Source organism: Paenibacillus puerhi, from assembly GCF_009846885.1.
Taxonomy (GTDB): Bacteria; Bacillota; Bacilli; order Paenibacillales; family NBRC-103111; genus Paenibacillus_G; species Paenibacillus_G puerhi.
Genome location: NZ_WUWM01000004.1, coordinates 158,649 through 183,986, shown reverse-complemented (window position 1 = coordinate 183,986; position 25,338 = coordinate 158,649). Strand labels below are relative to the sequence as shown.

At 55.6% G+C, this 25,338-nt stretch carries 21 protein-coding genes and 1 pseudogene; 7 read left to right on the top strand and 15 right to left on the bottom strand.

The genetic code is table 11. The features are described from left to right. Positions 1–104 precede the first annotated feature (104 nt). A pseudogene (locus tag GSF01_RS30320) lies at positions 105–398 on the top strand (response regulator); the annotation flags it as partial. Here GSF01_RS30320 and GSF01_RS30315 read toward each other — a convergent pair. Together GSF01_RS30315 and GSF01_RS05400 are read right to left on the bottom strand one after the other, a co-directional pair. Then, on the bottom strand, positions 316–2,520 hold the full coding sequence (locus GSF01_RS30315; protein ID WP_407945743.1) for a YhgE/Pip domain-containing protein: 2,205 nt from the start codon (positions 2,518–2,520) through the stop codon (positions 316–318). The pseudogene GSF01_RS30320 and the gene GSF01_RS30315 sit on opposite strands and share 83 nt — an antisense overlap. 201 nt (positions 2,521–2,721) lie before the next feature. Beyond that, entirely contained in the window at positions 2,722–3,444 is a 723-nt protein-coding gene (locus GSF01_RS05400) for a Crp/Fnr family transcriptional regulator (protein ID WP_159882072.1), read from the bottom strand. A gap of 355 nt (positions 3,445–3,799) precedes the next feature. Here GSF01_RS05400 and GSF01_RS05395 point away from each other — a divergent pair, with 355 nt between their 5' ends. From GSF01_RS05395 to GSF01_RS05380, 4 genes are all read left to right on the top strand, one after another. Next, a complete protein-coding gene (locus GSF01_RS05395; protein WP_159881996.1) occupies positions 3,800–4,351 on the top strand; it encodes a hypothetical protein in 552 nt (183 codons plus the stop codon). Positions 4,352–4,468: 117 nt separating this feature from the next. After that, entirely contained in the window at positions 4,469–5,122 is a 654-nt protein-coding gene (locus GSF01_RS05390; RefSeq protein WP_159881995.1) for a response regulator transcription factor, read from the top strand. Continuing rightward, positions 5,115–6,248: a PAS domain-containing sensor histidine kinase gene (locus GSF01_RS05385; RefSeq protein WP_159881994.1), complete on the top strand. Its 1,134-nt coding sequence runs from the start codon at positions 5,115–5,117 to the stop codon at positions 6,246–6,248. Before GSF01_RS05390 ends, GSF01_RS05385 begins: the two co-directional genes overlap by 8 nt. Before the next feature lie 522 nt (positions 6,249–6,770). Next, positions 6,771–8,129: a cation:dicarboxylate symporter family transporter gene (locus tag GSF01_RS05380; protein WP_159881993.1), complete on the top strand. Its 1,359-nt coding sequence runs from the start codon at positions 6,771–6,773 to the stop codon at positions 8,127–8,129. A 546-nt stretch (positions 8,130–8,675) separates the two neighbouring features. Here the strand turns inward: GSF01_RS05380 and GSF01_RS05375 are convergent. The 11 genes from GSF01_RS05375 to GSF01_RS05325 all read right to left on the bottom strand — a co-directional run bounded on the left by GSF01_RS05375 (position 8,676) and on the right by GSF01_RS05325 (position 20,442). Next, the gene (locus tag GSF01_RS05375; RefSeq protein ID WP_159881992.1) at positions 8,676–8,930 is read right to left on the bottom strand and encodes a hypothetical protein; all 255 of its coding nucleotides are present in this window, start codon (positions 8,928–8,930) and stop codon (positions 8,676–8,678) included. A gap of 19 nt (positions 8,931–8,949) precedes the next feature. Continuing rightward, positions 8,950–9,915, bottom strand: a complete 966-nt coding sequence (locus GSF01_RS05370) for a D-2-hydroxyacid dehydrogenase (RefSeq protein ID WP_159882071.1) — start codon at positions 9,913–9,915, stop codon at positions 8,950–8,952. Between the two features lie 118 nt (positions 9,916–10,033). Next, complete coding sequence (locus tag GSF01_RS05365) at positions 10,034–11,005, bottom strand: aldo/keto reductase (RefSeq protein WP_159881991.1); 972 nt, start codon at positions 11,003–11,005, stop codon at positions 10,034–10,036. Between the two features lie 54 nt (positions 11,006–11,059). After that, a complete protein-coding gene (dhaL, locus tag GSF01_RS05360; protein WP_159881990.1) occupies positions 11,060–11,710 on the bottom strand; it encodes a dihydroxyacetone kinase subunit DhaL in 651 nt (216 codons plus the stop codon). After that, positions 11,710–12,726, bottom strand: coding sequence for a dihydroxyacetone kinase subunit DhaK (locus tag GSF01_RS05355; protein ID WP_159881989.1), 1,017 nt, complete (start codon positions 12,724–12,726; stop codon positions 11,710–11,712). The genes dhaL and GSF01_RS05355 overlap by 1 nt, the downstream gene beginning before the upstream one ends. 290 nt (positions 12,727–13,016) lie before the next feature. Further along, the gene (locus GSF01_RS05350; RefSeq protein ID WP_159881988.1) at positions 13,017–15,341 is read right to left on the bottom strand and encodes a helix-turn-helix domain-containing protein; all 2,325 of its coding nucleotides are present in this window, start codon (positions 15,339–15,341) and stop codon (positions 13,017–13,019) included. A gap of 152 nt (positions 15,342–15,493) precedes the next feature. Then, a complete protein-coding gene (locus GSF01_RS05345) occupies positions 15,494–17,050 on the bottom strand; it encodes a type 2 periplasmic-binding domain-containing protein (RefSeq protein WP_159881987.1) in 1,557 nt (518 codons plus the stop codon). A gap of 29 nt (positions 17,051–17,079) precedes the next feature. After that, a complete protein-coding gene (locus GSF01_RS05340; RefSeq protein ID WP_159881986.1) occupies positions 17,080–17,961 on the bottom strand; it encodes a carbohydrate ABC transporter permease in 882 nt (293 codons plus the stop codon). A gap of 14 nt (positions 17,962–17,975) precedes the next feature. Continuing rightward, the gene (locus tag GSF01_RS05335; RefSeq protein WP_159882070.1) at positions 17,976–18,860 is read right to left on the bottom strand and encodes an ABC transporter permease; all 885 of its coding nucleotides are present in this window, start codon (positions 18,858–18,860) and stop codon (positions 17,976–17,978) included. A 181-nt stretch (positions 18,861–19,041) separates the two neighbouring features. Next, positions 19,042–19,515 carry a heme-degrading domain-containing protein gene (locus tag GSF01_RS05330; RefSeq protein ID WP_159881985.1) on the bottom strand — a complete coding sequence of 158 codons (474 nt, stop codon included), beginning with the start codon at positions 19,513–19,515 and terminating at the stop codon, positions 19,042–19,044. Positions 19,516–19,605: 90 nt separating this feature from the next. Beyond that, positions 19,606–20,442: a phytanoyl-CoA dioxygenase family protein gene (locus tag GSF01_RS05325; RefSeq protein ID WP_159881984.1), complete on the bottom strand. Its 837-nt coding sequence runs from the start codon at positions 20,440–20,442 to the stop codon at positions 19,606–19,608. Positions 20,443–20,792: 350 nt separating this feature from the next. Between GSF01_RS05325 and GSF01_RS05320 the strand changes: the two genes are divergently transcribed. After that, positions 20,793–21,551 (top strand): LytR/AlgR family response regulator transcription factor, encoded by a 759-nt coding sequence (locus GSF01_RS05320; RefSeq protein ID WP_159881983.1) that lies wholly within the window; start codon positions 20,793–20,795, stop codon positions 21,549–21,551. Here the strand turns inward: GSF01_RS05320 and GSF01_RS05315 are convergent. Then, positions 21,548–22,321 (bottom strand): response regulator transcription factor, encoded by a 774-nt coding sequence (locus tag GSF01_RS05315; protein ID WP_159881982.1) that lies wholly within the window; start codon positions 22,319–22,321, stop codon positions 21,548–21,550. The genes GSF01_RS05320 and GSF01_RS05315 overlap by 4 nt on opposite strands. 151 nt (positions 22,322–22,472) lie before the next feature. After that, positions 22,473–24,230, bottom strand: coding sequence for a sensor histidine kinase (locus tag GSF01_RS05310; RefSeq protein ID WP_159881981.1), 1,758 nt, complete (start codon positions 24,228–24,230; stop codon positions 22,473–22,475). A 93-nt stretch (positions 24,231–24,323) separates the two neighbouring features. Here GSF01_RS05310 and GSF01_RS05305 point away from each other — a divergent pair, with 93 nt between their 5' ends. Continuing rightward, complete coding sequence (locus GSF01_RS05305) at positions 24,324–25,301, top strand: Gfo/Idh/MocA family protein (RefSeq protein ID WP_159881980.1); 978 nt, start codon at positions 24,324–24,326, stop codon at positions 25,299–25,301. Positions 25,302–25,338 lie beyond the last annotated feature (37 nt).

Below are 25,338 nucleotides of genomic sequence, written 5' to 3'. Positions count from 1 at the left end.
GTAGATTCTTATAAGAGACGTGACAAAACCCTCGTCAAGAGGAGAACGGTCCCCGGCCAGCGAATACTTGTACAGGAAACTTAAGGGAATTCGGGCAACGGAGGATGCACAGACCTATGGAGAACCGTATTTTGCTAGTGGAGGACGATCCGGAAATCAGTGAAATGGTCGTCGGCTTTCTGACGAAGGAAGGGTTCGCGGTAGATTGCGCCTACGATGGCGAGCAGGGGGCCCGTCTAGTCGGGGAGAGGGATTATGATTTGATTGTGCTGGACCTCATGCTGCCCCGGCTGGGGGGCATGGAGCTGCTGCACATCATTCGCGAGCGGAGTCTCGCGCCTGTGCTGATCCTGTCGGCCAAGGATGGCGAAGTGGACAAGGCACTTGGGCTGGGGCTCGGCGCCGATGATTATATGGCGAAGCCGTTCTCCTTGATCGAGCTGACCGCCCGTATTCGGGCGGGGATCCGCCGGGCCACCCGGTATGCGCAGGCGGCGGCTCCATCGGGGAATAGCCCGGCAGACAGCGGGCGGAGGGCGATTGAATACGGGGAGCTCCGTATGGAGTTGGATACCTTCGCGGTATACAAGAACGGGCAGGCTCTCGCTGCTTGTCAGCCTGTATGGGGGATGGATTCACAATCGGTTCATGCAGGCGCAGGATGCGTTCGGCAATATGAACGAAGGCGTACTGGAGACGGTATCCGGCATCCGCGTGATTCGTGCGTATACCCAGGAACGGGCGGCAGAGGGGCAGTTCGCCGAGGTGACCGAAGACAATAAACCAGACCGGCTCCGCCACATAGGTATGGAGCAGGAAGAGATCGCCCAAGGTCACAAATAACGATTGCACGAGCGCTATGGTCAGGAAGGTCAAATAACGCCCAAGATATACCTGGTAGCTTTTAAAATGGACGCCCTCCTCATAAACCTCTACGGTCAGCAGCGAGACGAGCAGAAGAGCGCCGACCCAGAGCGACAGCGTCGTGAAAAAAGGCGACATGGCCGATCCATAGTTCGGAATCGGGAACAGCCGGTTCTCCTTTAAGATGACCGGTTCGGCGAAAAATTCGCTCTCCTTCTGGGCATCGAGCTTGAGCAGGCGCAATATTTCCAACAGGTTCCCTTGCTTCTCGAAGGCTCTGACCCGATCGGCAAGCTCCTTGATTCTAGCTTCGACGGCAGGAAGCGCCTTCTTCACGGCCGCCAGCTCCGACTTGCCGGCCGCCAGGCCGCGTCCTGTGTCGCTGACGATCTTGCTCAGATCGGGGATGCTAGCGGCGGCGTCGGCAAGCGCGTCATGGGCCTGCTGCAGCTTCTTCTTGGCTGCTTCCGCACCCTCGGCAATCCCCGGAGCAATCTCCGTATCATATCGCCCGATCACGTCGTCCAGCCCGTTGATAATATCTTGCGAGACGCGCCCGAGGTCGGCGATCAGCGCATCCGCCGGCTTCTCGCCGGCAGCTATCGCAATCGATATACGCTGGGCGATCGTCGCTTGAAGCTGCAAACTGCGCTGCAGCTGCTGGAGCTTCTCCGCCGCGAGCGCCGAGCCCTTCCCGCCGGTAAGACCGTTCAGCCTTTCGAACAGCGAGATCAGCTTGCTGTTCACGTCGCTTGCGACGGCGAGACGGCGGCTGATGCGGCCCAGCTCAGTTTGCAGGACGGCGGGATCGAGCTTCGCATCCTCCAGCAGGGCCGTCAGCTGCTTGGCGCCGATAGCCGCTTGCTGGAGCAGGTACAGATCCTGCTTGATGCCGGGGGACAGCGTATCGAGGGCTTCGCCGCCGCGCTCGATCCAAGCCCCGAGCTGCTGAGTAGCCGCTTGTCCGGTTTCGGCAAGCTTGGCGATTTCAGGGACGTAGCTCTCTGCTTTGGCGGCAATGGCCGCCGCTTTATCCAGATCGCCCAGCCCGGTATCGACGAGCTGATTCAGCTCGGGGAGCAGTCCTTCGATCCGGAATAGCACGGCCTTGCCCGCATCGATCGCAGGCAGCTCGCGTTCCAGCTCCAGCCCGACTTCATTCATGATCTGGAAGATGATCCCGTTGGCCGTTTTGATAAACTGCCGGGTTATCTCATCCTGGATGCCGCTTGCGCCCTTGGACGTAATTTTCGGCGAGATCGCATTCGTTTTCTCATTCACGTTATACAAAATCTCCGCCTTCTGCGGGGTCTGGGTCAGTACCGAGGCGATGCGCTCGGAGAAGTCCGCAGGGAGGGTTAGACTGGCGAAGTACGTTCCATACAGCACCCCCTGCTCGGCATCTGCGGCATCCGCGAACACCCATCCGATCCGGCGGTCGTCACGGAGCGACGCGATAATCTCATCCCCGAGCTTAATTTCCTTTCCTTGTACGGTGGAGCCGCGGTCTTCATTCACGACGGCGACCGCCAAGGAACCCGTATTGGAATAAGGGTCCCACGAGGCAAGAATATTAAACCACGCATAGAGCGAGGGCAGGAAGGCAAGGCCAGCAATGATGATGGTGGCCGCCCAGTTCCGGCCGATCCGGTTCATATCGTTCCGATAAATAGCGAGCAAACGCTTCATGGCCATCCCCTTGTTTTTCGTTAGTATTCGACATTTCGCTCCAAACATTCTATAAACCGTTTGAATGAGCGCTTAAACAGACAAAAACCCCTTAATCCGAAGATTAAAGGGTTAGTCTAGCCGACCGTGAATGCATGGCCGATCACAGGGCTTAAAGCGCAGTTCAGATTACATCCGGCATATTTCCTTCGGGCAGCTCTCGCATTGGCACACGCCGCGCAGGTAGGCGAGATTCAGGATGGTGATGGAGCCTCCGTCCATCTCGATGACGCCCTCCTTCTTCATATCGTTCAGCATCCGGTTGACGCTTTCCCGGGTCGCTCCGATCATGTCAGCCATCTCGGAGTTGCTCATGCGGATATCCAGCCTGATTTTGCCGTTCTTCTCGATTCCACAGGAATTGCTCAGCCGAATGAGCAGAGAGCACAACGCTCCGGGTTTGCCGAACATCATCAGATCGCGCATCTTGGTTTGGGTGATGCGGTGGGCCAGACCCATCCAACGCATAAATTCGATGGCCAGATCGCCATGCTGCCACAGCAGAACCTCCAGATCCTTGCGCTGCAGGATGCCGATCTCTCCGTCCTCCGTCATCTCGGCGCTGCAGGCATGCTCGGAGTCCTGGAATGGATCCAGCTGTCCGAACAAATCTCCGGCCTGATGGAGAGACAAAGTAAAGGTCCGCCCGTCATCCGAGCTTTTCGTCACCTTCACACGGCCCTTTATCAGAAAATAAAGCTTATCCGCCTTGTCGCCTTCCCAGTAAAGCACGCTGCCCGCTTCGGCGGACTTCTTATACATAATGCCGGTCAGCTTCTCGAAATTTTCCGGGGAGAATACGGCGTGAACGCCCAGGATACCTTGCTGCTCCCGATCATGTACATTTTGCATATTGCGGTTAGAGGAAGTACCGCCCTTTTTCGTTCCGTTCACCAGCATTGTACCTGTCGTCATTCCGATCATCTCCCATTTGTTTTCTGTTGCCTTCATCATACCGCACTCTGCTGCTTTCGGTTATCGGGGGAAGACCTGATCTTCGCGGGGAAATCCCCTGAAGTTTGCTGTGAGATTTCTCACACCCCTATTCCGGGAGGAGGGCCATGCGACGGGGGAATTCAGCGTTTTTCCCCTCCGTGTTTTCACTCTGCAGATTCAGGGTATTCCCTGACTTACTTTCTGCGGCTGCGGCGTTACAATAAGAACATACAAAAGCAGGGGCGTGTCATGAGGTGTGGAGAGGAGGGGTATGATGGATCAGGAGGAGAGAACGGGAGCGAGGCGTGACGGGCTGGAGCAGACTGGCGGCGGAACGGGTGTTGCCGGGGCGGGGCCTCTGGACGGGTTCATGCTGACGAAGGCGGAGCTGGTCCGGCCTGATCACGTGTATGAGGAGCTTCGGCGGCTTCAAGAGCTGACCTTCAGCGATATGGCTGCCTTGGCCTGGGTGGCGGATGAAGGTCGGGAGCATGGACCGTATGTATGGACCTGTGTGGTGGGCAGCCGAAACGATCGGTACCGGCGTATGAGCTTCCGGCGGGGAAGTTCAGGTTTGGCCGGTACGGCACTCAAGCTGGGCCGCTATGTGACGGCGGATATGGAGCGGACGCCGGCTTTCGCCCGGGAATGTCCCGTGATGCTGGCGGAGAAGCTGCAGACCGCGCTCGCGCTGCCCGTCCCCAAGCGGGAGACGGGGGAGGCGGTATCGGGTGTCCTGCTGTTGGGCAGCCGGTCCGGCCTGGTATACGGGCAAGAGGTCATTGAGCAAGCCGAGGCCGGGGCTTTCCGGCTTATCCGATGAATCCCCAAAATCGCCGAAGGCGATTGAGGGGATTCATTTTTTGCTATATGATGAGAAGGAGAGCACTCTACATACTGAACAAGCAGGCCATCCCGGCCCAAGGAGGTAGGTAAGCGAATGATTACAATCATCGTGGTCGATGACCACGCCGTCGTCCGGTCGGGCCTGACCATGCTGCTGAGCGATAAGCCCGATCTCAAGGTGATCGGCGAGGCGACGGAAGGCGACGAAGGCGTGCGGGCCGCGCTTGAGCTGAAGCCGGATGTGGTGCTGATGGATTTCAGTATGCCCCACGGCAAGGACGGTCTGACGGCCACGACAGAGCTGAAGAAGGCGCTCCCGGATACGGCGGTGCTTATATTGACCATGCATGACGACGATGAGTACCTGTTCCGCGCCATTCAGGCGGGGGCATCGGGCTACATTTTGAAAAGCGCTCCTCATGAGGAACTGCTGGCGGCCATCCGTTCGGTAGCGGCGGGCAATGCCTATCTATACCCTACGGCGACCAAAAGACTGATGAGCGAATATTTGGAGAAGCTGAAAAACCCGGAGAACAAGGGAACCTACGATTCCTTGTCCGAGCGCGAGAAGGAAATATTGGCTTTGGTGGCCAAGGGCTACGCCAATAAGGAAATAGCCGAGCTGCTGGTCATCAGCGTAAAGACGGTGGAAACCCATAAGAGCAACGTGATGGAGAAGCTGGGGTTGAAGACAAGACCGGAGCTGGTGAAATTTGCGTTGAAAAAGGGGTTGTTGAACTTTGAATAACCGAAATCACCGCTTACAAGACGAAGAATGTCCTCAAATCATCGGGGAGGATGTGTCGGCGCTGCTTGCACAGCTGGATTCGCATATTGCCGATGCGGAAGTGCTTGCCCGGCTGAAGCAGTCCTTGAAGCAGCTTACGGACTTGAAGTTTGCGCTGGATGAATCGTCCATCGTCGCCCTAACGGACCATCGCGGGAAGATTCAATATATCAACGACAAATTCTGCGAAATTTCCAAATATTCGCGGGATGAGCTGCTCGGTCAGGATCATCGGATCATCAACTCCGGCTACCATGACAAAGCGTTCATGCGCAGCCTGTGGGAGACGATCTCGTCCGGTCGCATATGGCGCGGCGAGATCCGCAACAGGGCCAAGGACGGCAGCTTCTACTGGGTACATACGACAATCGTTCCCTTCCTGGACGAGCAGGGGGAGCCCTATCAATATTTGGCTGTCCGCAACGAAGTGACGGAGCTTAAGCGAGTCCAGGATGAGCTTAAGGGTATGATGAACCGGGTTATGCAGATTCAGGAAGAGGAGCGCCGCCGGTTCTCCCGGGAGCTGCATGACGGCATCGGACAAAGCCTGTTCTCGCTCATCATTCAGATGGACCGGCTGATCGGAAAAAGCGGAGAAGGCGAAGCGGCCCTGGAGCTCGAGAAGCTGCGCCGCTCCGTATCCGGCATTATGGAGGAGGTACGCGGCCTGGCCTGGGAGATCCGTCCTTCGGTGTTGGATGATCTGGGTGTGGTGCCTGCGATCCGGACATTTGCTGAGAATTATCAGGGGCATTACGGGATCGAAGTCCGGTTGGATTGCAAGCTCCGCACCCGGTTGGGTCTGCAGGAGGAGACGACCATCTACCGTGTGATTCAGGAAGCGCTTACGAATGTGGCCAAGTATGCGGATGTGTCTGAGGTGTCGGTTACTCTGCAGGAGAACGATTTCCATGTGGAGGCTATCGTGGAGGACCGCGGAGCCGGCTTTTCCAAGCGGGGAGCGGGGGCCAAAGGTGTCGGCTTGTTCAGTATGGAGGAGCGCGCCCGCGGAGTCGGGGGAACGCTTATCGTTTCCTCGGAGGCAGGACAAGGAACCGTCGTCAAGCTGAAGGTTCCTAAGTCCTGAGCTGCACGGCTGACTAAGGAGACCGGGCATGTAGCCGGCTGACCGCCGTCATGCAGCGAAACACCGCGCACTGCTGGGAGCTGCACGCGGTGCGAAAGCATGAGCGGCGTATCGTCAGCTTCACAGCTCCAGGCATCAGGGCATTACTTCCTGCCTCTGGCAGCTCGCTCTCGCCGGGCATGCAATCCACCAGGTGCTCACTGCGTTGAAGTCAAAGGATATGGGCAAGCTGGCCGGATATGCGCATCCACCGTGCATGGCACAAGAGAAGAGTCAGGCCGTAGACCTCCAAAGTCTGCGGCTTGACTCTTTTTTCTACGAGTAAAGCAAGATGAACTCCACCGAGCGCCACTTCGGGCAACCACACTGATTCTGAAGGGAGCATACCGACCGTATATCTGGAATAATCGACCGCTTGTTAAAAAAATGATTGACATAGCATGTGAGGGGGAGTAATATCGTTTTTATCCTATAAAACACAGTGATCAACTTGGTATTAACAACATGAAAGGATGACGAAAGATGAACAATAATCTTGTAGCCGCATTTCAATCGAACTGGATCACCCTGCTGATCTCTCTGGTTGTTATCGGTTTTCTGTATTTCCTGGGGCGCAAGCGCGTGGGCTTCGGCTATCGCGTGTTGATCGCTCTGGGGTTGGGTTTGATCGTAGGCATTGTGCTCAATACCTACAAGCTTGATTACAAGAGCGTCAGTACGATCGGCAGTATTTATGTTAATCTGGTACGGATGCTTGTCATTCCCCTTGTCGTTGTACTCGTGATTAACAGTATTACGACCTTAACGAATCTGGGACATCTGCGAAAAATCGGCGTCAAAACGATCTCGATCTTTCTGATCACGACAGGGATTGCCGCTCTGATCGGCGTGATCGTGGCCGTGCTGGTCGATCCGGGAGCGGGAATCGCGCAAGAGGCGGTTAAGGAATTCAAGCCGCGCGAAGTACCGACGTTCTCCCAGGTTATTCTCGACCTGCTGCCGTCCAACCCGTTCAATGAAGCTGCGAACGGCAAGGTCGTGCCGGTGCTGATCTTCGCCATCTTCGTGGCAGTCGCCATGGTGCATGTCGGCTCGAAGAAGCCGGAGGTCGTCGAGCCTGTGAAGCAGCTGATCGCTTCGCTGGCACAAATTCTGCATCAGGTCATCAAATATGTGATCAAGCTGACTCCTTACGGGGTGTATGCCTTGATCGCCGCGATGGCTGCACGCTACGGCATGGAGACATTGTCTCCGCTGATTAAGCTGATCCTGGCTACCTATGCAGCGCTGCTTATCCACTTTATCTTTACATTCGGCGGACTCGTCGCGTTCGTGGCGAAGGTTAATCCGATCAAGTTTTTCAAAAAGGCGTACCCGACTATCGCCGTCGCCTTCACGACGCGAAGCAGCTATGTGACGCTGCCGGTCAATCTGGAGGTCATCACGAAGCGAATCCGGGTATCCGACCGCATCGCAAGCTTCGTTGCTCCGCTTGGCGCCACGATCAACATGAACGGCTGCGGCGGCGTATGGCCGGCTGTCGTCGCCGTGTTCGTCGCCCGCGTCTATAATGTCCCGCTCGATTGGTCCGATTATATCTTGATCGTCCTGGTCAGCGTGATTTCTTCCGTCGGGGTAGCCGGCGTGCCCGGACCTGCCGCCATTTCGACCACGGTCGTCTTGACCGCTCTCGGTCTCCCGCTGGAAGGAATTGGCCTGACTCTGGCGATAGACGCTGTGGTGGATATGGGCCGTACGGCTGTGAATGCGACCGGAACAACCGTCGCTTCCCTGCTGGTCGCAAGCTCCGAGGGAGAGTTCGACCGCGAAGCATTCAACCGCGATGAGGAGGATGAGCTCGAGCTGAACGGCGTATCGTAAGCTGTGCATGGACACTAGACGAATCGTAGGCTAGGCTAGTCGCCGCAAGTCATCGGTAGCGGCTAGGGCAGTCGCAAGCAGAAGAGGCTGTGAGCTTGCTCGACTTCTACAGCCGGAAGGAAATCATAGCGGAACAACCGTGCGTATCGGACGATTTGGCTCTCCAGGGGGAGGAATCGGGAGATGGCGCACGGTAGTTCCGCTATTTTTCTGTTGTGAAGTAATCGAGTAACTTTGGTTAGAGAAGGACTGAGGAGGCTGTACCGATGGAGTACGAGAATAGTATTTGTGGACGAAGCACGTGAGTAGTTTGTGTGATGGAGTACGGGAGTAGTTTGTGTGATGGAGTACGGGAGTAGTCTGTGTTGATGGAGTACGAGGGTAGCCTGTGCTATGGATCACGAAAGTAGTCTGTATGGGAATACGGGATTACCCTGTGCTGGTGAAGTACCGAAGTACCGGGGTAATCGATCAGGTCTGACGGACTCCAGAGCCGCTATTGGCTCTCCAATCATCCATTTGGCAGTTTAACGGACCGAGGAGTCACTATTTCGCTGAATCATCGCCGTGATTCGCTCCTTCTGCACCAATAACGGCATCTGGGTCCGTAACTTGCTCAAAAAGGGGTTCTGGAGGCGAATAAGGTCTCTGCGGTCCGATCCGCGTCCCTGAGGTCCACGCCGCGCCCATCGCACCGCCCGCCCTTACACGCGCCCATCGCACCGCGTACTCCGCCCACGCCGCCAAGCCGTTGCCGCCTGCAACGGCTCGACTCCCCGGCCCGACTCGGCCCCCCAGCACCGGCCCGGCCCTCACAGGCTTACTGCCCGCGATTCACCACATTCGCGGGCTTTCCTTGTAGGAAGCAGCGTACGTTGTCCACGGCTGTGTCCATTAATCGGCGGCGCGCTTCCAGTGTCGCCCAGGCGATGTGCGGGGTGATGATGCAATTGGGCGCGCGCAGCAGCGGGTTATCCGCATCCGGCGGCTCGGCCGACAGCACGTCGAGGGCCGCGCCGGCAATCGTCCCCGCGCGAAGAGCGTCCGCCAGGTCCTGCTCGGCAATCAGACCGCCGCGCGAGGTGTTGATCAGGAAGGCCGATGGCTTCATAGCGCCAAGCGTCGCTGCGTTGATGAGCCGGGTCGTCTCGGGTGTCAGAGGGCAGTGCAGGCTGACGACGTCCGACCTGCTCAGCAGTTGGTCGAGCGTCACCCGCTGTACGCCCTCTTCCGAGGTAAGCGGCGTTCTGCCGCTGCCCGCGGCCAGAACCTGCATGCCGAAGGCCTGGGCGATCCGGGCGGTTCTCCAGCCGATTCTCCCAAGTCCGATAATCCCCATCGTCTTCCCGGCCAGCTCCGTCAACGGAGACTTCGTGAAGCAGAAGTCGGAGCTTCGCTCCCATTCCCCCTGATGGACGGCGTCACTATGCCGCTGCACCCGATGGCACAGCTCCAGCAGCAGAGCGAACACATATTGAGCGACCGAATCGGTGCCGTACGAGGGGATGTTCGAGACGACAATATCCCGCTCGGCAGCGGCTTGCGTATCCACGATATTGTAGCCGGTGGCCAGCACTCCGATATATTGAAGCTTTGGCAAATCCGCCAGGGTGTCCCGGGATAATGGCGTTTTATTCGTTAATACGATATCGGCCCCGGCCGCCCGCGAGACAATCTCTTCCTCCGGAGTACGGTCATACACGCGGACGCTGCCCAGCGTATGCAGAGCATCCCAGCTCAAGTCACCGGGATTCAAGGTAAACCCGTCCAACACGACAATGTTCATCATTCATCTCTCCATCCCTTCCAGGTATTGCTCGATCTATTGTTTATGCTGCCGTATGCGCACAAAGCCGTCAACCCCTTACCGGAGTCGACGGCCCCCAAATAGGCGTCACGTCAGATCACGCCAGCTCTTCTGTCCGGTCTGTGGCCGGGGGAGGGGCGATGGACAAAGCCGAGATGTCCTGCCGCCACTCCGGCGTCATCCGGACATCGAGCGCCCCCAGCAGAGGCTCCAGCTGTTCCAGGTTCCGCGCGCCGATGATCGGAGCGGTTACGGCGGGATTGGCCATTACCCAGGCAATAGCCAGGGATGCGGGATGCTCGCCCCGCTCGGCCGCATGCTTGTGGAAGCGCTCGGCAACGTCCCAGTGCTGCTGCTCCCCATAACGCAGCTGGGTGCCCTGATGCTCGACGAACCTGCCTTGCTCCGGTTTGGCGCCCCCGTTGTACTTGCCCGTCAAGAGGCCGGCCGCAAGCGGGCTGTAGGTGATGACGCCGACCTGCTCGGACTGCGCCAGAGGAAGAATTTCCACCTCTGTCTGGCGCTTAACCAGATTGTACATCGGCTGGATACATTCGAAGCGGGCCAAGCCTTCCTTGCTGGAAATGCCGAGCGCCTTGGCAATCTGCCAAGCCGCCCAGTTGCTTACGGCAGGATACAGGATTTTTCCCTGCTTCTGCAGATCGTCCAAGCCCCGAAGCGTGTCCTCGATCGCTGTCTCGGCATCGAAGTGATGGACGAAATAGACGTCGATCCAATCCGTACCGAGCCGCCTCAGGCTTTCTTCTACGGAGAGCACCATATGCCGGCGGGACATGCCCTTCGAGTTGATGCCCTTGCCCATCGGCAAACAAAACTTCGAGGTCAGCACGATGTCCTGGCGGCAGTCTGCAATCAATCTTCCCAGAATTTCTTCCGAGCGTCCTCCCGCATACACGTCCGCCGTATCGAAAAAATTAATGCCAACCTCCCGGCAGCGGTTGAACATGGCCTTCGAGGTTTCTTCGTCCGCAATCGATCCGAACGACATCGCCCCGAAGCAAAGATTGGATACCTGCACGCCTGTTCTTCCCAATGTGCGATAGTTCATGGATAAGGCCTCCGTTTCGTTTCTTAAAGTCGCTTCTATACCATAGTATCGAGGTTACAAGACATGACCTTGCTGCAGGGCGGATACACGGTCCGCGAACACCGACAAGATGATCCAGGCCGAGGTCGCGCCAGGGTCCTGATGGCCCAGGGCGCGTTCGCCCAGCCTGCTCGAGCGGCCGAGCCGGGGGAGCAGGTCCTTCGTCGAGGTCATGCCCCGCTCGCCGGCCAACGCCGCTTCCTGCAGGCAGGCTGCCAAGTCCTTCTGCTCGCTATATGCCTTCTGCAGAGACTCCACGGCCGGTATCCAGGTGTCCAGCATCGTCTTGTCGCCGACCTGGGCTTTTCCTCTTTCCTGAATTCCCTGCACCGCCGCCGTCCAGAAGGCGATCACGTCCTCCTCGGTTAAGGTTGATTTGCCTTGCAGCACAGCGCTGCCCCTCAGGAAGGCCGTTGCATACAAGGGGCCCACCAAGGACCCTACCGCGTTGAGGAAAGCCATCGCAGCCTCCTTCAGCAGGGCTCCGCAATCCTCCGGCTGGAACGATCCGGCCTTGTCGGCAATCGCTTGCCAGCCCAGTGACATCGTCACCCCGTGGTCCCCGTCCCCCAAAGCCCTGTCCAGCTCGGACAAATAATCCTGCTCCAGCTCCATCCGCGCGGCAATGGCAACCAAGATGTCGGCAAAATTCCGATAGGTCAGCATCACGCGAGGCCCTCCTGCACTTGAGCGAAAAATGCGGTCTCCGCAGGGTGATCGATCAGCCGGGCCAGCTCGTCGTCCAGCTTCATGATGGACACGGAACAGCCGCCCATTTCCAATGAGGTTACATATTCGCCGACGTAGGAGCGGTGTATCTCGACTCCGCGTTCGCTCAGCAGCTTGGCGATATGGCGGTATACAATACAAAGCTGCATAAGCGGGGTCGCCCCCATACCGTTCACAAGCACCGCCACCCGGTCTCCTGCCGTTAGCAGCATATCTTCCGCAATGTGGTCGAACAAAATACCTGACACTTCATCCGCCGTGCCCAGATCCCCTCTTAACATCCCGGGCTCGCCATGAATGCCCAGTCCGATCTCCATCTCTTGCGCACCAAGTACGAAGCTCGGCTGTCCGGTCTGAGGCATATAACAAGGGGATAGGGCCACGCCCATCGTCCGTACGCGGTCCTTCGCATGATTCGCCACCCGGACCACCTCTTCGAGCGGCAGATTCAGATCGGCGGCAGCTCCTGCTGCTTTATATACCAGGAAGCTCCCTGCGATACCGCGGCGGCGCTCCGCCTGGGCGGCCGGCATGGAGGCTACGTCATCGGCGATCCGGACCGTCTCCACGCGGATGCCCTCCAACCCGGCCAGCTCCGCAGCCATATCGAAGTTCATGCAGTCGCCGGCATAGTTGGTATACAAATACAGAATGCCGGCACCGCCATGCACCGCTCTCGTTACCTCCAATATCGGGTCGGGCGGAGGAGAGGCGAACACATTGCCTACCGCTACTCCGTCTGCCATCCCGCGGCCGATCAGCCCCATGAACGCAGGCTCATGACCGGCTCCTCCTCCTGTCACAATACCTACTTTCCCCGGGCGTCCGGCTCCGGTTCGAACGATGGACCGCTTATGGGAGGGAAGCATCCGCACATGCCGGGGGAACGCGGAGGCGTAGCCTTCCAGCATTTCATCCACAACCGCATGAGGTTCATTGATCAGCTTCTTCACGTAACGATTCTCCTTCCTGAATCTGGGCTCCTGATATCCCCAACTGTCGGGCTAGATTCAGTATAGGCGGAACCGGAGAGGCATTGAACCGACAATTCATATGAATGCCTGCAGGACAATTTTTGTCCAAAGACGGCAGGGCGCCGGGCTGTAATAGACCTTGAACAACAAGGCTTTACGGGGCTGCACCGAACACCTCCGCAAGCCATGACATGCATTGTCCCGCTCGCCACCCGGATCGTACGGTGATGACAAAGCCGCTCTGGCGGGAAGCCGCGTACGCGATCCGCTTAGCGGTGCGACATGCGGTACTGCTTGGGGGACATGCCGACATAGCGTTGAAACGTGCGATTCAGATTCCGCTCGGAATAGCCTACCATTCCGGCGATTTCGGTCACGCTGAGATCCGTATCCTGAAGCGATTGCTTGGCCGTCTCCACTTTGAATTCCATCATATATTCAATAAAGGGAACCCCGACCTCCTTCTTGAACATCCGGCTCAAGTAGGAGGGACTCATCCCGATCATGTCTGCACACTCGATCAGCGAATAGTTGGAACCGGGGTTTTCCCTAATATGCTTGCACACCTTTTGAATCGCAATCTTCACGCTCTGCTTCCGGAAATCCTCCGTCATCTTCTGATACAGCGGGAAGATCGTCTCGATAAACCAGTCATAAATCTCACGCGCCGTTTGTCGGGCCTTCAGCTGATCGAACCAGTTACCCTCCAGAGCGTCTATGACGCCCGGCCCCTCCTCCTCCAGCGACTGGATGATCGAGGAAAGCAGGACATGATAGCACTGGTAGATGGTGTGATACGACTCGGAGGCTCTTACGCTCTGGGCAAATTGCTCCAGACCTTTTTCCGCATAGCCCAGCTCGCCGCGGGACAAGGCCGCAATAATCACTCGCTCATGCTCGCGCGGATAGAAGAACTGCGACTGCGCGGGCGAAGCATCCATTTCGTCGAAAAACAAGATCGCCTGGGTATCGTTAAATATCCGGTATTGCAAGGCTTCCCTGGCCTCCCTGTAGGATTCCGACAGATGGGTGATTTTCGTACAGATACCGCCGATTCCGCTGGATACGGAAAACGATAAATACTGCCTTAAAGCAGATTGAATGTCTTCCGCAAGCGTTCGGGTCATATCCGCCATCTGTTCGCGGCTCAACCCCTCGCTGAAGTGGAGGATCGTGATGCTCTCTCTTTCATTATCTTCCAGCACATAGCCGTCCATCGGAGATTTGGCAAGCAGCTCCTGGATGACATTCGTTATGGCAAACAGGACGATGGCATTCTCGTTGGGCATAAATCGTTTTTCATTGAATAAATTTTCCACTCGTGTGACCAGCACCAGGAAGGAGCCGTTCGTAGGAATTTGAAATTCCGCACATTCGTCGGCCAGCGAGCCCCGGTTGACGGCAGAGCTCTTCAACAGCTTCTTAAGCAGCTGGTTCCTGAGACTGGGCTGTGTTTTTTGGATATAGCGCTCCAGCGCCTGGGCTTGCTCATTGAGATAGCCGAGACAGGACTGGATGAATTCGATCTCATTGCCCCTCGGGTCGATTCCCCGGCCTCTCTGCAGCTTCTCGCCGTATTTGATCAGATTCTCGATGGGGTTATAGACCAGCCGGGAGGAGAAGAACGTAAGCAGCATGCCGAGGAGCAGAAAGACGAGCACCGAGCTTACCGTCAACCAGCGAATCCACCCGACCTGCTGGAGCAATTCATTCTCCGGGAGCAAGGAAATATAGGTGCGCCCGAGCATTGTCTTGTGGAACACGCCAATATACGACTGGCCGTTGTCGCTCTTAAGCGCATATTGGCCCGAGCTGTCCTCATGCTTGCGAATCAGGTCCAACCCGATCTTATCCTCGGTCGACGGTCCGGCAGCCCCTTCATCCGTCGAATGGATAAATATCCGGTCCTGAGAGTCCAGCACGAATAAGGACTGGCTCCTCGAATAAGTGGCGTAGGTCATGATATGCTTCTGCAGCAATTCTTCTTTCACTTGAATGATCAATACGCCCTGAGGATGATCGGCAGGCACGTCGGGCATCCGTCTGATGTAGGAAATGTACCCCTGCTTGCGGCCCTCGGGAAGATAGCTCCAGGCAGCGGGCGAGCTTAAGCTCAGCGCCGTATGAATATCCGCCTTGTCTTTGTACCTGTCCAGCAGCACATACCCGTAATTATTCGATAACACCACGCCGGATAAGCCTTCATAGAACACGATATCATCGATGAAGTGGTTGGAATTCTTGTGAACCTGAAGCAGCTCCTGAATGGACATATGCAAAAACCACTCGGTTCCGAAGCCTTCCTTGCCTATATTTTCTTTGGCCAGGGGATTGATGGCGATCTTCAAGGACTCCTGCTCGATATTCCCCAGCACATTCTCCATATGGTCTTTAACCACGGTCAGCGAGCCCTTCGCATCCTCCTTGAACTGAGCGGTCAGCTTGATGACAGAGTATTGATAGTAAGCGCTTCCAGCGATGACAAGCGGAATGGACACCGTCAGGCATCCGAACCAAATGAGTCTCCTCAAGTAATGGGTTCGCGGCATTAACGAAAACAAGGAGCTTCGGATGAATGCCAGCCATCTTCTCATGCAATCACATCCCTTGACCAAAAATTAGGTTTCGGCACGTTTCAGTATATCAACTTTCAGACGGCAGCGCGATACGTCAAGACAAACAGAAACTTTGCGGCCGCCGGAGGGACGCGGGTCCGGCAGCCACAAAGGAAAGGGGTCATATCCGTTTATTTGCCTGTAAACAGCTTGTAGGCTTCTGCAAATTCCTTGAATGCTTTTTTCATCTCAGGCAGGTTTCTCAGCTTGGCGGTATAGGCTTTGAACTCTTCCATCGAAATTTGTCCTACGATCGCCTTGGCCTCCATGGTCTTCCATTCACTCTCGTACTTCGGCCATGTATTGAGCCAGGTGTCGGAGATCAGGCCTTTCATGGGATTGACCTTGCCCAGTTCGTCAAACTGCTCCACCTCTTTTATTTTCGCATCATTGAACGCCTTGGTGCCCGAAGCGCTGATGACTTTCCCCCACTTGGAATAGGCGAGGACGCCTGCGCCTTTGCTGGTCACGTTGACTTCCTTTACGCCTTGCTCCGTCAGCACCTTCTGCCCGTCCACGACTTTGTAGTGAACGCCCTCGATGCCGTAGTAAGCAAAGTCCGTCATCTCCTGGGAAGCGGTAAAGTCCAAATATTTAAGCAGCTGCTTCACTCGGGCTTCCGGGACCTTCTTGGAAATGTAGTACCCGCCGGATACTCCGGTCTGGAGATCCAGCGCTACGTCGCCCTTCGGTCCTTTCAGGAGCAGGTTCAAAATTTTCGCGTCCGGCTGGGTTTTCCGGTTTTCCTTCTCCCACTCGTCATCCCACCAGATGCTGTTCGTGTAGGAAGCCGCCTTGCCGGTCCGGAACAGCTCCTCGTTCTGAGTCCGCTTCATGACCGAAAATTCCTTCGGCAGTCCGCCGTCGGCGTACATCTGCCGGAAGTAGGCGATCATATCGTCCCACTGCGGCGTAAGCCGGGTTTCGATCAAGCCGCCCTCCTCGTTGAAGGTAGGATTATACGCGCCGAAGCCTGCGGCAAACAGAAACGTGCCGTCGTCGACCACGACCCCTTGACCGATGATGCCGAGCGTATCCTTCTTGCCGTTGCCGTCCAGATCCGACTCTACGATTTTCTTGAGAGCCGCCGCATATTCATCGAGTGTAGTCGGGACGGGGATATTCAGCTTATCCAGCCAATCCTTGCGGATCTTCAGCCCAAGATCCACCCGGGAGCGGGAGCGCGGCAGCGCATAGATCTTGCCGTCAACGGACAAGTACTTCAGCGCGTTCTGGGCCAGATTGCTCTTGAGATTCGGATATTCGCTGAAATCTCCGAGGAAGGGAGTCAGATCCCAGAAAGCCCCGTTCTTCGCCGCCTTGATAAGAGAAGGGCGGCTGGCGTCCGGCGAAGATAGGATTTCCGGGAGATCGCCGGAGGCGAGGACGAGATCCATCTTCGTGTCGATATCGCCGGAAGGCACCCATTCCATCTCAAGCTTGGTGTTGGTTCGCTTCTGCCATTCGGTCCAGTAGGCATTGTTCATATCCGGCGCATCGTTGTACAGGCCGGCGAAGATTTTCACCGTGAGCGGTTTATCCTGCTCGCTTGCGCCGGCTGCCTTGGCATCGCTGGCCGGACCCTGGGTACCGCCGCCTCCGCCAGCTTCCGAACAAGCGGCCAGCATGGAGATGGCGAGCAGACAAGACAACCATGACGATACCCGGTTTATACGAAGTTTATTCATAACTTGTTATCCTCCTTGTGAATGAGTCGTTAGCCTTTGACAGAGCCAAGCATAACGCCTTTGGCAAAATGCTTTTGCAGAAACGGATACACGACCAGGATAGGGACCATGGCCAGCATGATGGAGGCCATTCGGATCGTTTCCTGGGGCACGGCTCGGGCATCGCCCCCGGCCCCAGCCTGCCCGACGCCGTTGGAGTCGGAATCGATGACCAGTGTCTTGATCAGCACCTGCAGCGTCCATTTTTTGGAATCGGACAAATAAATCAGGGCATTAAAGTAGGTGTTCCAATACGAGACGGCGAAGAAGAGAGTGAACGCCGCTATCGCGGGCATGGATAATGGGATGACTATTTTTAAGAACACCCCCATATCGGAGCAGCCGTCGATCCGGGCCGCATCCTCCAGCTCGGCAGGCAGCGACTCAAAAAAGCTTTTGATGACGATCAAGCTCCAGGCATTCGTCAGGCTGGGCCAGATCAGGCTCCAGAGCGAGTTGATCAAGCCCAATTGTTTAATGAGGATATAGCCCGGCACGATACCGGCATTGAACACGAGCGTAAATACGACGGCACTCATCATCAGGTTGCGTCCCGGCATCAGCTTCTTGGTAAGCGTATACGCCAAGGTGAAGGAGACGACCAGATTCAACGCCGTACCGATCACGGTAATGAACACCGTATTTTTCAGAGCGTTCAGGAAGCTGTTGGTGGACAATAAATAGTTGTAGGAGGCCAGCGACCATTGATCGGGGAAAACATAAAATTTAAGGGGCACATACACGTCCGGATCGGTAAAGGAAACGCTGAATACATAGAGAAAAGGAAAGACGCAGATCAACGAGATGATAGTCAAAAGCGTGTAATTGGTCCAGTCGAACGGGGTCATTTTCTTGGTGGCGACGAAGCTCATAAGTCATCTCCTTTCTAGTAAATCCCTTCCTGTCCCATTTTCTTCACCGTATAGTTGGCGGCCAGTACCAGGATCAGACCGACCACGCCCTTGAACATGCCTACCGTAACCCCTACGCTGATCTGGCCCTTCAAGATGCCGTGCGTGTAAGCATACGTATCGAACACCTCGCCTACGGAGAGGACAAGGGGGTTAATCATCAGCAGAATTTGCTCGAAGCCGACATCGGCCATATGGCCGAGCCTCAGGATCAGCAATATCATTATCGTCGGGCGGATCGCCGGAAGCGTAATATGCCAGATTTGTCTCATACGGCTGGCACCGTCCACGACGGCCGCTTCGTAGCGCTGCGGGTCGACGCCCGCCATCGCCGCGAGGAAGATAATCGTACCCCAGCCCGCTTCCTTCCACATGTTCTGCAGGGTGATGAGACCCCAGAAGTACTTCGGTTCCGATAAAAAAGCGATGGTTTCCAGTCCAAGGTCGATCAATAGCTTATTGATGATCCCGACATCCGAGGAGAGAATAAAGAAGGTCATGCTGACAACGACGACCCATGACAGGAAGTGAGGCAGGTATACGATGGATTGGTTGAATTTCTTGAATACCTCATGCCTGACTTCGTTTAACATCAGAGCAAGCAGGATCGGAACAGGAAACATCAGGACAAGACCGAACAAGTTAATAGCGAACGTATTGCGCAGCATCACATAAAAGTTGACGTCGGCGAACAGCTCTCTGAAGTGCGCGAAGCCGACCCATTCGCTGCCGCTGAACCCGCTGTACGGATTGTATTCCTTAAAGGCGAGCAGCAGTCCCCACATCGGGACAAACTTGAACAGGATAAAAAACAGGATACCCGGCAATGCAAGCGCATACATGTATTTGTATTGCCGCATAGCGGTCCAAAGCCGGGAGCGGCGTCCAGTCTTGGACTTGGTATGGGTGATTATATTCGTTTGCTGCAATATTCCACCTCCATTCTGACGGGATGGGGCTGATCTCCCGCAAGCCCGGGGGATTAGGATAGCAGCCTGCCTGGAGCCGATCTGCTATCCCAATGCCACCCCTGCTGATTGATCAGCTCACAAATTCTTTAAGTACAGTAGTCACCAGGCGATGGTCCTCTTCCTGCGGGAGGCCGGACACGGTAACCGTGCCGATGATGCCGACCTGTCTAACCAGGATGGGGAAGGCTCCGCCGACTGCTGCGTATTCATTCGGATCCAGAAAAGCCCATTCCATCATCGTCGTTTTCTTGGATTTCAGCAAGTTGGCTATATAATAAGAACTATGACCGAATTGCCGGACGACATTATTTTTTCGGGTTACCCATTGGGCGTTGTTAAGGGATTTGCCCTCCATCGCGACGTGGAACAGACGCTGCCCGTTTCTTTCAATATCGACGAGTATCGATTTTCCGTCAGCCTCCGCCTTATGCACGATCCGGGTCCCGATATCGAAAGCCATTTTATTGGTGAATTGGGTGAATTGAAGCTCATGCTCCTCTTGCAGCAGCTGATCCAGCAGCAAGTCGTAATCTTTTTCCACCATGAACACATCCCGGTTCAGTTTTTGACCATGAGAGCATGACAGACAAGTAAGCGAGCTCCCGCAAGCCGTCCTGGCGCCGCACATAAGCCGTTACCACTTCGCCAGTTCCGGGGCATGCTCCTGCAGCCAGGTACGGAGCGGCACATCGGCATCCGTAGGCGTATAGTAGCTGTCGGCGTTTTTGCCGGCTCCCAGCAGCTGCTTGCGGATCGGGGAGCTGCCCTCCCACAGATCGCTTACCGTCATGTCGTCCTTCGTACGAATCCAGCGGTATCCATATCCGTAGAAGAGTACTTTGCGCGTAATATCAGACCAGTTGGGACTTGCGGCATGCCATAATCTGCGGTCGAAGAAAACGGCTGTGCCGGGCTTCACCTTGACGGGGATCGCGCCATCAGGCTGCCCTTGACCATCGGGAACGACGATGTCATCGTCTTTCAGATGACTGTTCGGGACGATGTAAAAGTTTCCGCGGCCCGCTTCGGATATATCCGATAAGAAGTAGGCGACTTTTAAGGAAACGCGTGGTCGAGGGTGCGACTCCATCTCCCTGTTCATCCGGCCGCTGTCCTGATGCCAGCCGAACGTTTTATCGTTTTTCTCCAATCCCGTAGGAGGCGTTACGATCATATGACAATGATACAAGTAGATATTCCAGCCGAGAATGCCCCATACCTTAGGCAGCACCTTCTCGTAATCCACCAGATCGAGGAATAAAGGGTGATCGGGGATAAAATTAGGATGAAACATCGCTTTTTTTGTATCGTGTCCTTCGCTTATCTTTCTCTCATAGATAGCGTCGACTTCCTTGGTGAGCGCGGCAACCTGCTCCGGGGAAAGAATGTTCTCCAGAATCAGATAGCCGGTTTCATTAAACGTTCGGCGCTCCTCTTCGGTCAGTGAATACTGCAAGCATGATTTGTCCATGAGTGTCAGCCTCCAATTGGGTTTGGTATGGTATCGAACCGGCACCGTCTTTAACCGCTGCGATTCGGATAGTCCCATTATAGGAGCCGTTTTGTTCAGCATCATACTGACAAATGATATGAATCGGCGCAGAACAAAATCTGTCCGAAGCTATGTACGGAGGGACCTGCCTTCCATATAGGCCGGCCTCGGAGTGCTGGACCGGCCAAGGGAAGGGATCACAATTATTGTCTGATACGGAGGCGGGCACGATCATGATAGGATGGGGAGAAAGGGGAGAGCGGAACGGTTTGGAGGTTGGGACGTAAGACGTTAGAGGGAATAAGAAACGAACGGGGAGGGGGAAAAAGATGACGCGTGCGCTTACGGTAATCATTGCGGAGGATCAGGAGCCGGATCGGGAGAAGCTGGTCCTGTATGCCAAGCGGCTAGGCTTGCACGTGCTCAGTTCCGTGGGCTCGGGCAAGTGGTTTATAGAGGATTGTCTGAAGCTCAGGCCTGACCTGGTGCTGATGGATATCGGCCTGAAGGAGATAGACGGGATTACGGCCTACAAAAGTCTTGGGGAGCATGGGTTAACTCCCTATCTGATCCTGGTATCCGGCACGAAGGATTCCAGTCTCCTGCTTGCCGGCTATGAATTAAACGTCATCGGATTCGTGACGAAGCCGGTAACCTTCGACCGTCTGGCTGCTGCGGTGGAGAAGGCGGCCAAAGCCTTCGAACGGGATCTGGCACAAGCCGGCGGCCCGTCTGATGCTAGGATTATCGAGATCAAGTCCAATCATAAGCCGATTTTTATTAATGAGAATAAGCTGATTTTTGCGGAGCGGTGCAAGGCTGAGAGGAAGGTGCAGGTTCATGTGGCGGGGGAGGACCCGATCGTGACCCGGTCCTCCTTATCCGAGATTCAGGATCAATGCTCGGAGCTTATCTTTTATCCGAATAAATCGCAGCTCGTTAACTTGAAGTATATCGATTCTGTCTATGCCAGCACTGATTTCTTCGCTACCTATACGATTAAGCTTACCTATCGCAACACGGAAATAGATTTATCGCGCCGCAAGCGCAAGGAATTCGAACGGATATACAACCGGATTAAGGGTTAGACGGAGGAAATGGCTTGAGCGGCAGCTATTCTTTGACGGCTCCAAGGGGGAGAATGATCGGTAAAAAGGGCTTTGCTGTTAAACATATAACCGATGCCGCGAACCGTGATGATGTACGGGCAGTCTGCTAAGGAGCCGCGGAGCTTCTTGCGCAGGTTGCTGATATGGACCAGCACGGTACGCGTGTCTCCATAGCTGACCGTGCCCCAGCCCAGCTTGAACAATTCTTCCAGGGCGACTACCCGGCCTGACGCTTGGATCAGATAGTACAGGAGATCGAACTCCTTGACCGATAGGGGAATAAAGATGCCGTCGACCCAGGTCGATCGGGTGGCCAGGTCAATTTCGAGGCCGCGGGCCGTTCGGCTGCGTACAAAGCCCTTGGCGCCGTGAAAACCGTCGCTGCGGCGGAGATGCGCCTGGATACGGGCGACTACTTGACCGGTGCTGGAGCTTCTTGGGATATAATCGTCAGCGCCGGCTTCAAGGCCGGAGATGATATCCGCTTCCTCCTGGCAATCTCCGTACAAGATGACAGGCTGAATCAGCTTAAGCTTGGACCGGATGTAGCGCGCCGTACGGATCCCGTCCGATACGGAGTTGTTCCGCGAGATCAAGAACATATCGGGCCTCAGCCGGGGCAGATGGTTCTGCATCTCCGCCGTTGAACGGAACAGGGTAAGGGCAAAGCGGTCTTGAGGGAGCGCGGCTTGCAGCGTCTCGGCAACTTCCGATTGATCATCCACGATTACGATTTGTCTGGGCATCATATCTGTCTCCTTCATCGTGACGAAATCCTGACTAAACATATGTCTATTATAAAGGACGCCATATCAGAGGGAGACGAGATGTGCTGATTGGTTTATTTTCGTGCTTGATCGGTAAAAAAAATGTCGAAAAATAAATATTAATGTTGCTTTTTCAAAGGATTGGCATTTTCACCAGTATGGTGAACTGCTCTTCACCCATAAAAACCTCAATATCCCCGCGATTTTTTTGGATAAGCTTATTGCTGATCCAGAGCCCGAGTCCGGAATGATTCTCCTTAGTCGTGTATCCGCTCTCGAATACCTCGCTCTTTGTTTGATTTGCGACATGCTTCGACATGGGATTCACCACCTTGAAGTGCACGCTGCCTCCCTCGATCCAGCCGTTGCAGGTCACCCAGCGCTCTTCCGCAGGCAGACGAAGCGTCTCTTCGAAGGCATTGTCGATTAAATTCCCGAGAATACGAACCATGTCGAATGCCTTGGTACCGGGAAGCACCTTGTGCGGGATCTCGATATCATGCGAGAAGCGAATTTTTTTGTTGGTGGCAGCTAGAGTCTTCGCCTGGATAACGGCTGCGAATTCGGGCTGGCCGATCTCGACGATATCATTAATGGCCCGTATATCGCCTACAAGCATGTTGGTGTAGTCGAGCAGCTCCCGATGCTTGCCCAGCTCGACAAAGGAATGAATGACGCTGACATGATTCAGAAAGTCATGCCGCTGTCCCCGGAAGTCGAGATACATCTGATTGAACTCTTCCGTATACGTCTCGCTGGTCAATTGAATGGCCTTGTCGCGAGCCAGGGATATGCGGCGGATCAGGATAAACACGAACAAAAGGCTAAGCAGCGTAATGACGGCTACCACCGCCATAACGGTCCGGAACTGCTTATTGAGCGTCGCCTCTATAAGCCCTACATCACTTGTCAGATTCAGCACATAAAAGCCTTGGAGGCTCGGGTCGGGATGCTCTTCCCAGGCTCTGACGACATCCAGCGTGCTGCTCTGGATCGCAAAGAACGATTTCTCTACCCGCTTTCCCCCGATCGTCTCCACATAGGAAACCGGTTGGCGCGTGCGGATAGCCAGCTTGATGTACTCCTTATCCTTATCGATATTTTTATACGTATAATCTCCGAAAAAGATGGCACGGTGCGTCAACGGGTCGAGCAGCTCGCCGTTTTCGGTCACCCAAGTTTTCTCGTTGGCGAAGGTCATGGGATTAATGCCCGCAATCTCCACGAGGAAAGGATAGGTCTTCAAAGTAATGTCCATAACGGCGTCCAGTCCCGTTACCTTCTGATATTGATTGAAGGCTGCATTGTCCACGTAGGGATCGATGATATAGTTGGTTTTACCGCTATAATAGTAGCCCCACTTGACGATATCCTTGGTATCCGAAGTGGCGATTTCATATGGGCCGGACCAATAGTTCGGCAGCGACTGGCCCCATTTCATCGTAACGAACCGCTTGTCGAGCAGCTCCTGGAAGGCTGTGTGCCAGATCCCCCAATGCTTGGTCCCGAGACCGACCTCACGCGGGCTGGTTGATTTGTACAGAATGATATCATCATCGGTTTTTTTCATCAGCGTGAGGTGATGCAGCATCAATTCCTCTTTCAGCTGAAGCAGCTGCTGCTCAGTGACCTTCTCCACATCGGCGGGCAGGGCGTACTCGGCGGCTATAGAGGCCATGCGCAGCTTCTCCCCGATCATGTCTTCGAACAGCTTGGAGCCGCTGCGCGACTGCTCGACCAACAGCTCGATCTGGGCCTCGATGGAGCGAAGCTCCCGCTGGTGGTTGGCTTTAAGCGTATTTTTGGTCAAGTTGAAATAGAGCAGGATATTCGCTGAGATGACGAGCACGATACCTACTGCAATCCATAAAAATTTTGCGTTCTGACTCATGTCTGATGATACACCTTCCTTACCGCATAACGCTTTCATTTCCTCTATCATATCATATACAATGGAAAGAAAACCGATAGGTGGCGAGGGAGAATGTTACAAATAGGAATTATCGGGACCGGTTGGTTCAGCGGCGTTCATGCGGATCTGCTTGCGCAAACCGAAGGCGTACGGCTGCAAGCGATCTGCGGGACAAGCCGGGAGAAGGCGGAGAAGCTGGCTTCCGCCTATCCCGGTGCGAAGGGGTACAGCAGTCTGCTGCAGATGCTGGAGTCCGAACGATTGGATGCCGTGTACATCTGCGTGCCTCCTATGGCTCATGGGGAGATCGAGCGGGAGCTTATCGCCCGCGGTATTCCCTTCCTCGTCGAGAAGCCGATCGCGCTCGGTCTGGAGCTGCCGATTGCGCTCGAGCAGTCGATCCGCCATAAACAGCTGGTGACCTCGGTGGGCTATCACTTCCGGTACAAGGCAACGGTGGACCGGATGAAAGCAGAGCTGGAGGGGCAGACGGTGGCCATGGCGGCGGGCGAATGGTCGGGCGGCATGCCGCAGGTTTCCTGGTGGCGGAGACAGGACGGATCGGGCGGTCAATTTATCGAGCAGACGACCCATATCGTCGATCTTCTCCGCTACACGGCAGGGGAGGTCGAGGAGGTATATGCAGCGTACGGAAACCGCGTTGTGCATGAGCAGTACGAGGGCGTCGGGGTGCCGGATGTCGGATCGGTCACGCTTAAGCTGGCCTCGGGCGCTGTAGCCAGCATCATCAATACGTGCGCGCTTCCTTCCGGTGTTCACCGGGCCGGGCTGACGCTGTATACGGGCCGGGGCATGCTGGACTGGACGCAGGAGAGGCTGGAAATCGCCACGACGGAAGGCCGCGAGCAGGTGACCGATCCTACTAATCCGTATGCCGCCGAGACCGAGGCGTTTGTGCATGCGCTGCGAACGGGAGATACGTCTCGCATACGATCGGACTACGCCGATGCCCTGCGTACGCAGCAGGTTACCTGCGCGGCGCTCGAATCGGCGGCGTCCGGCCGTCCGGTCAAGCTGAAGCGCCTGTAAGCTGGGGGTGCTGAGGCTTGCCCAGGAGAGCTGCAGG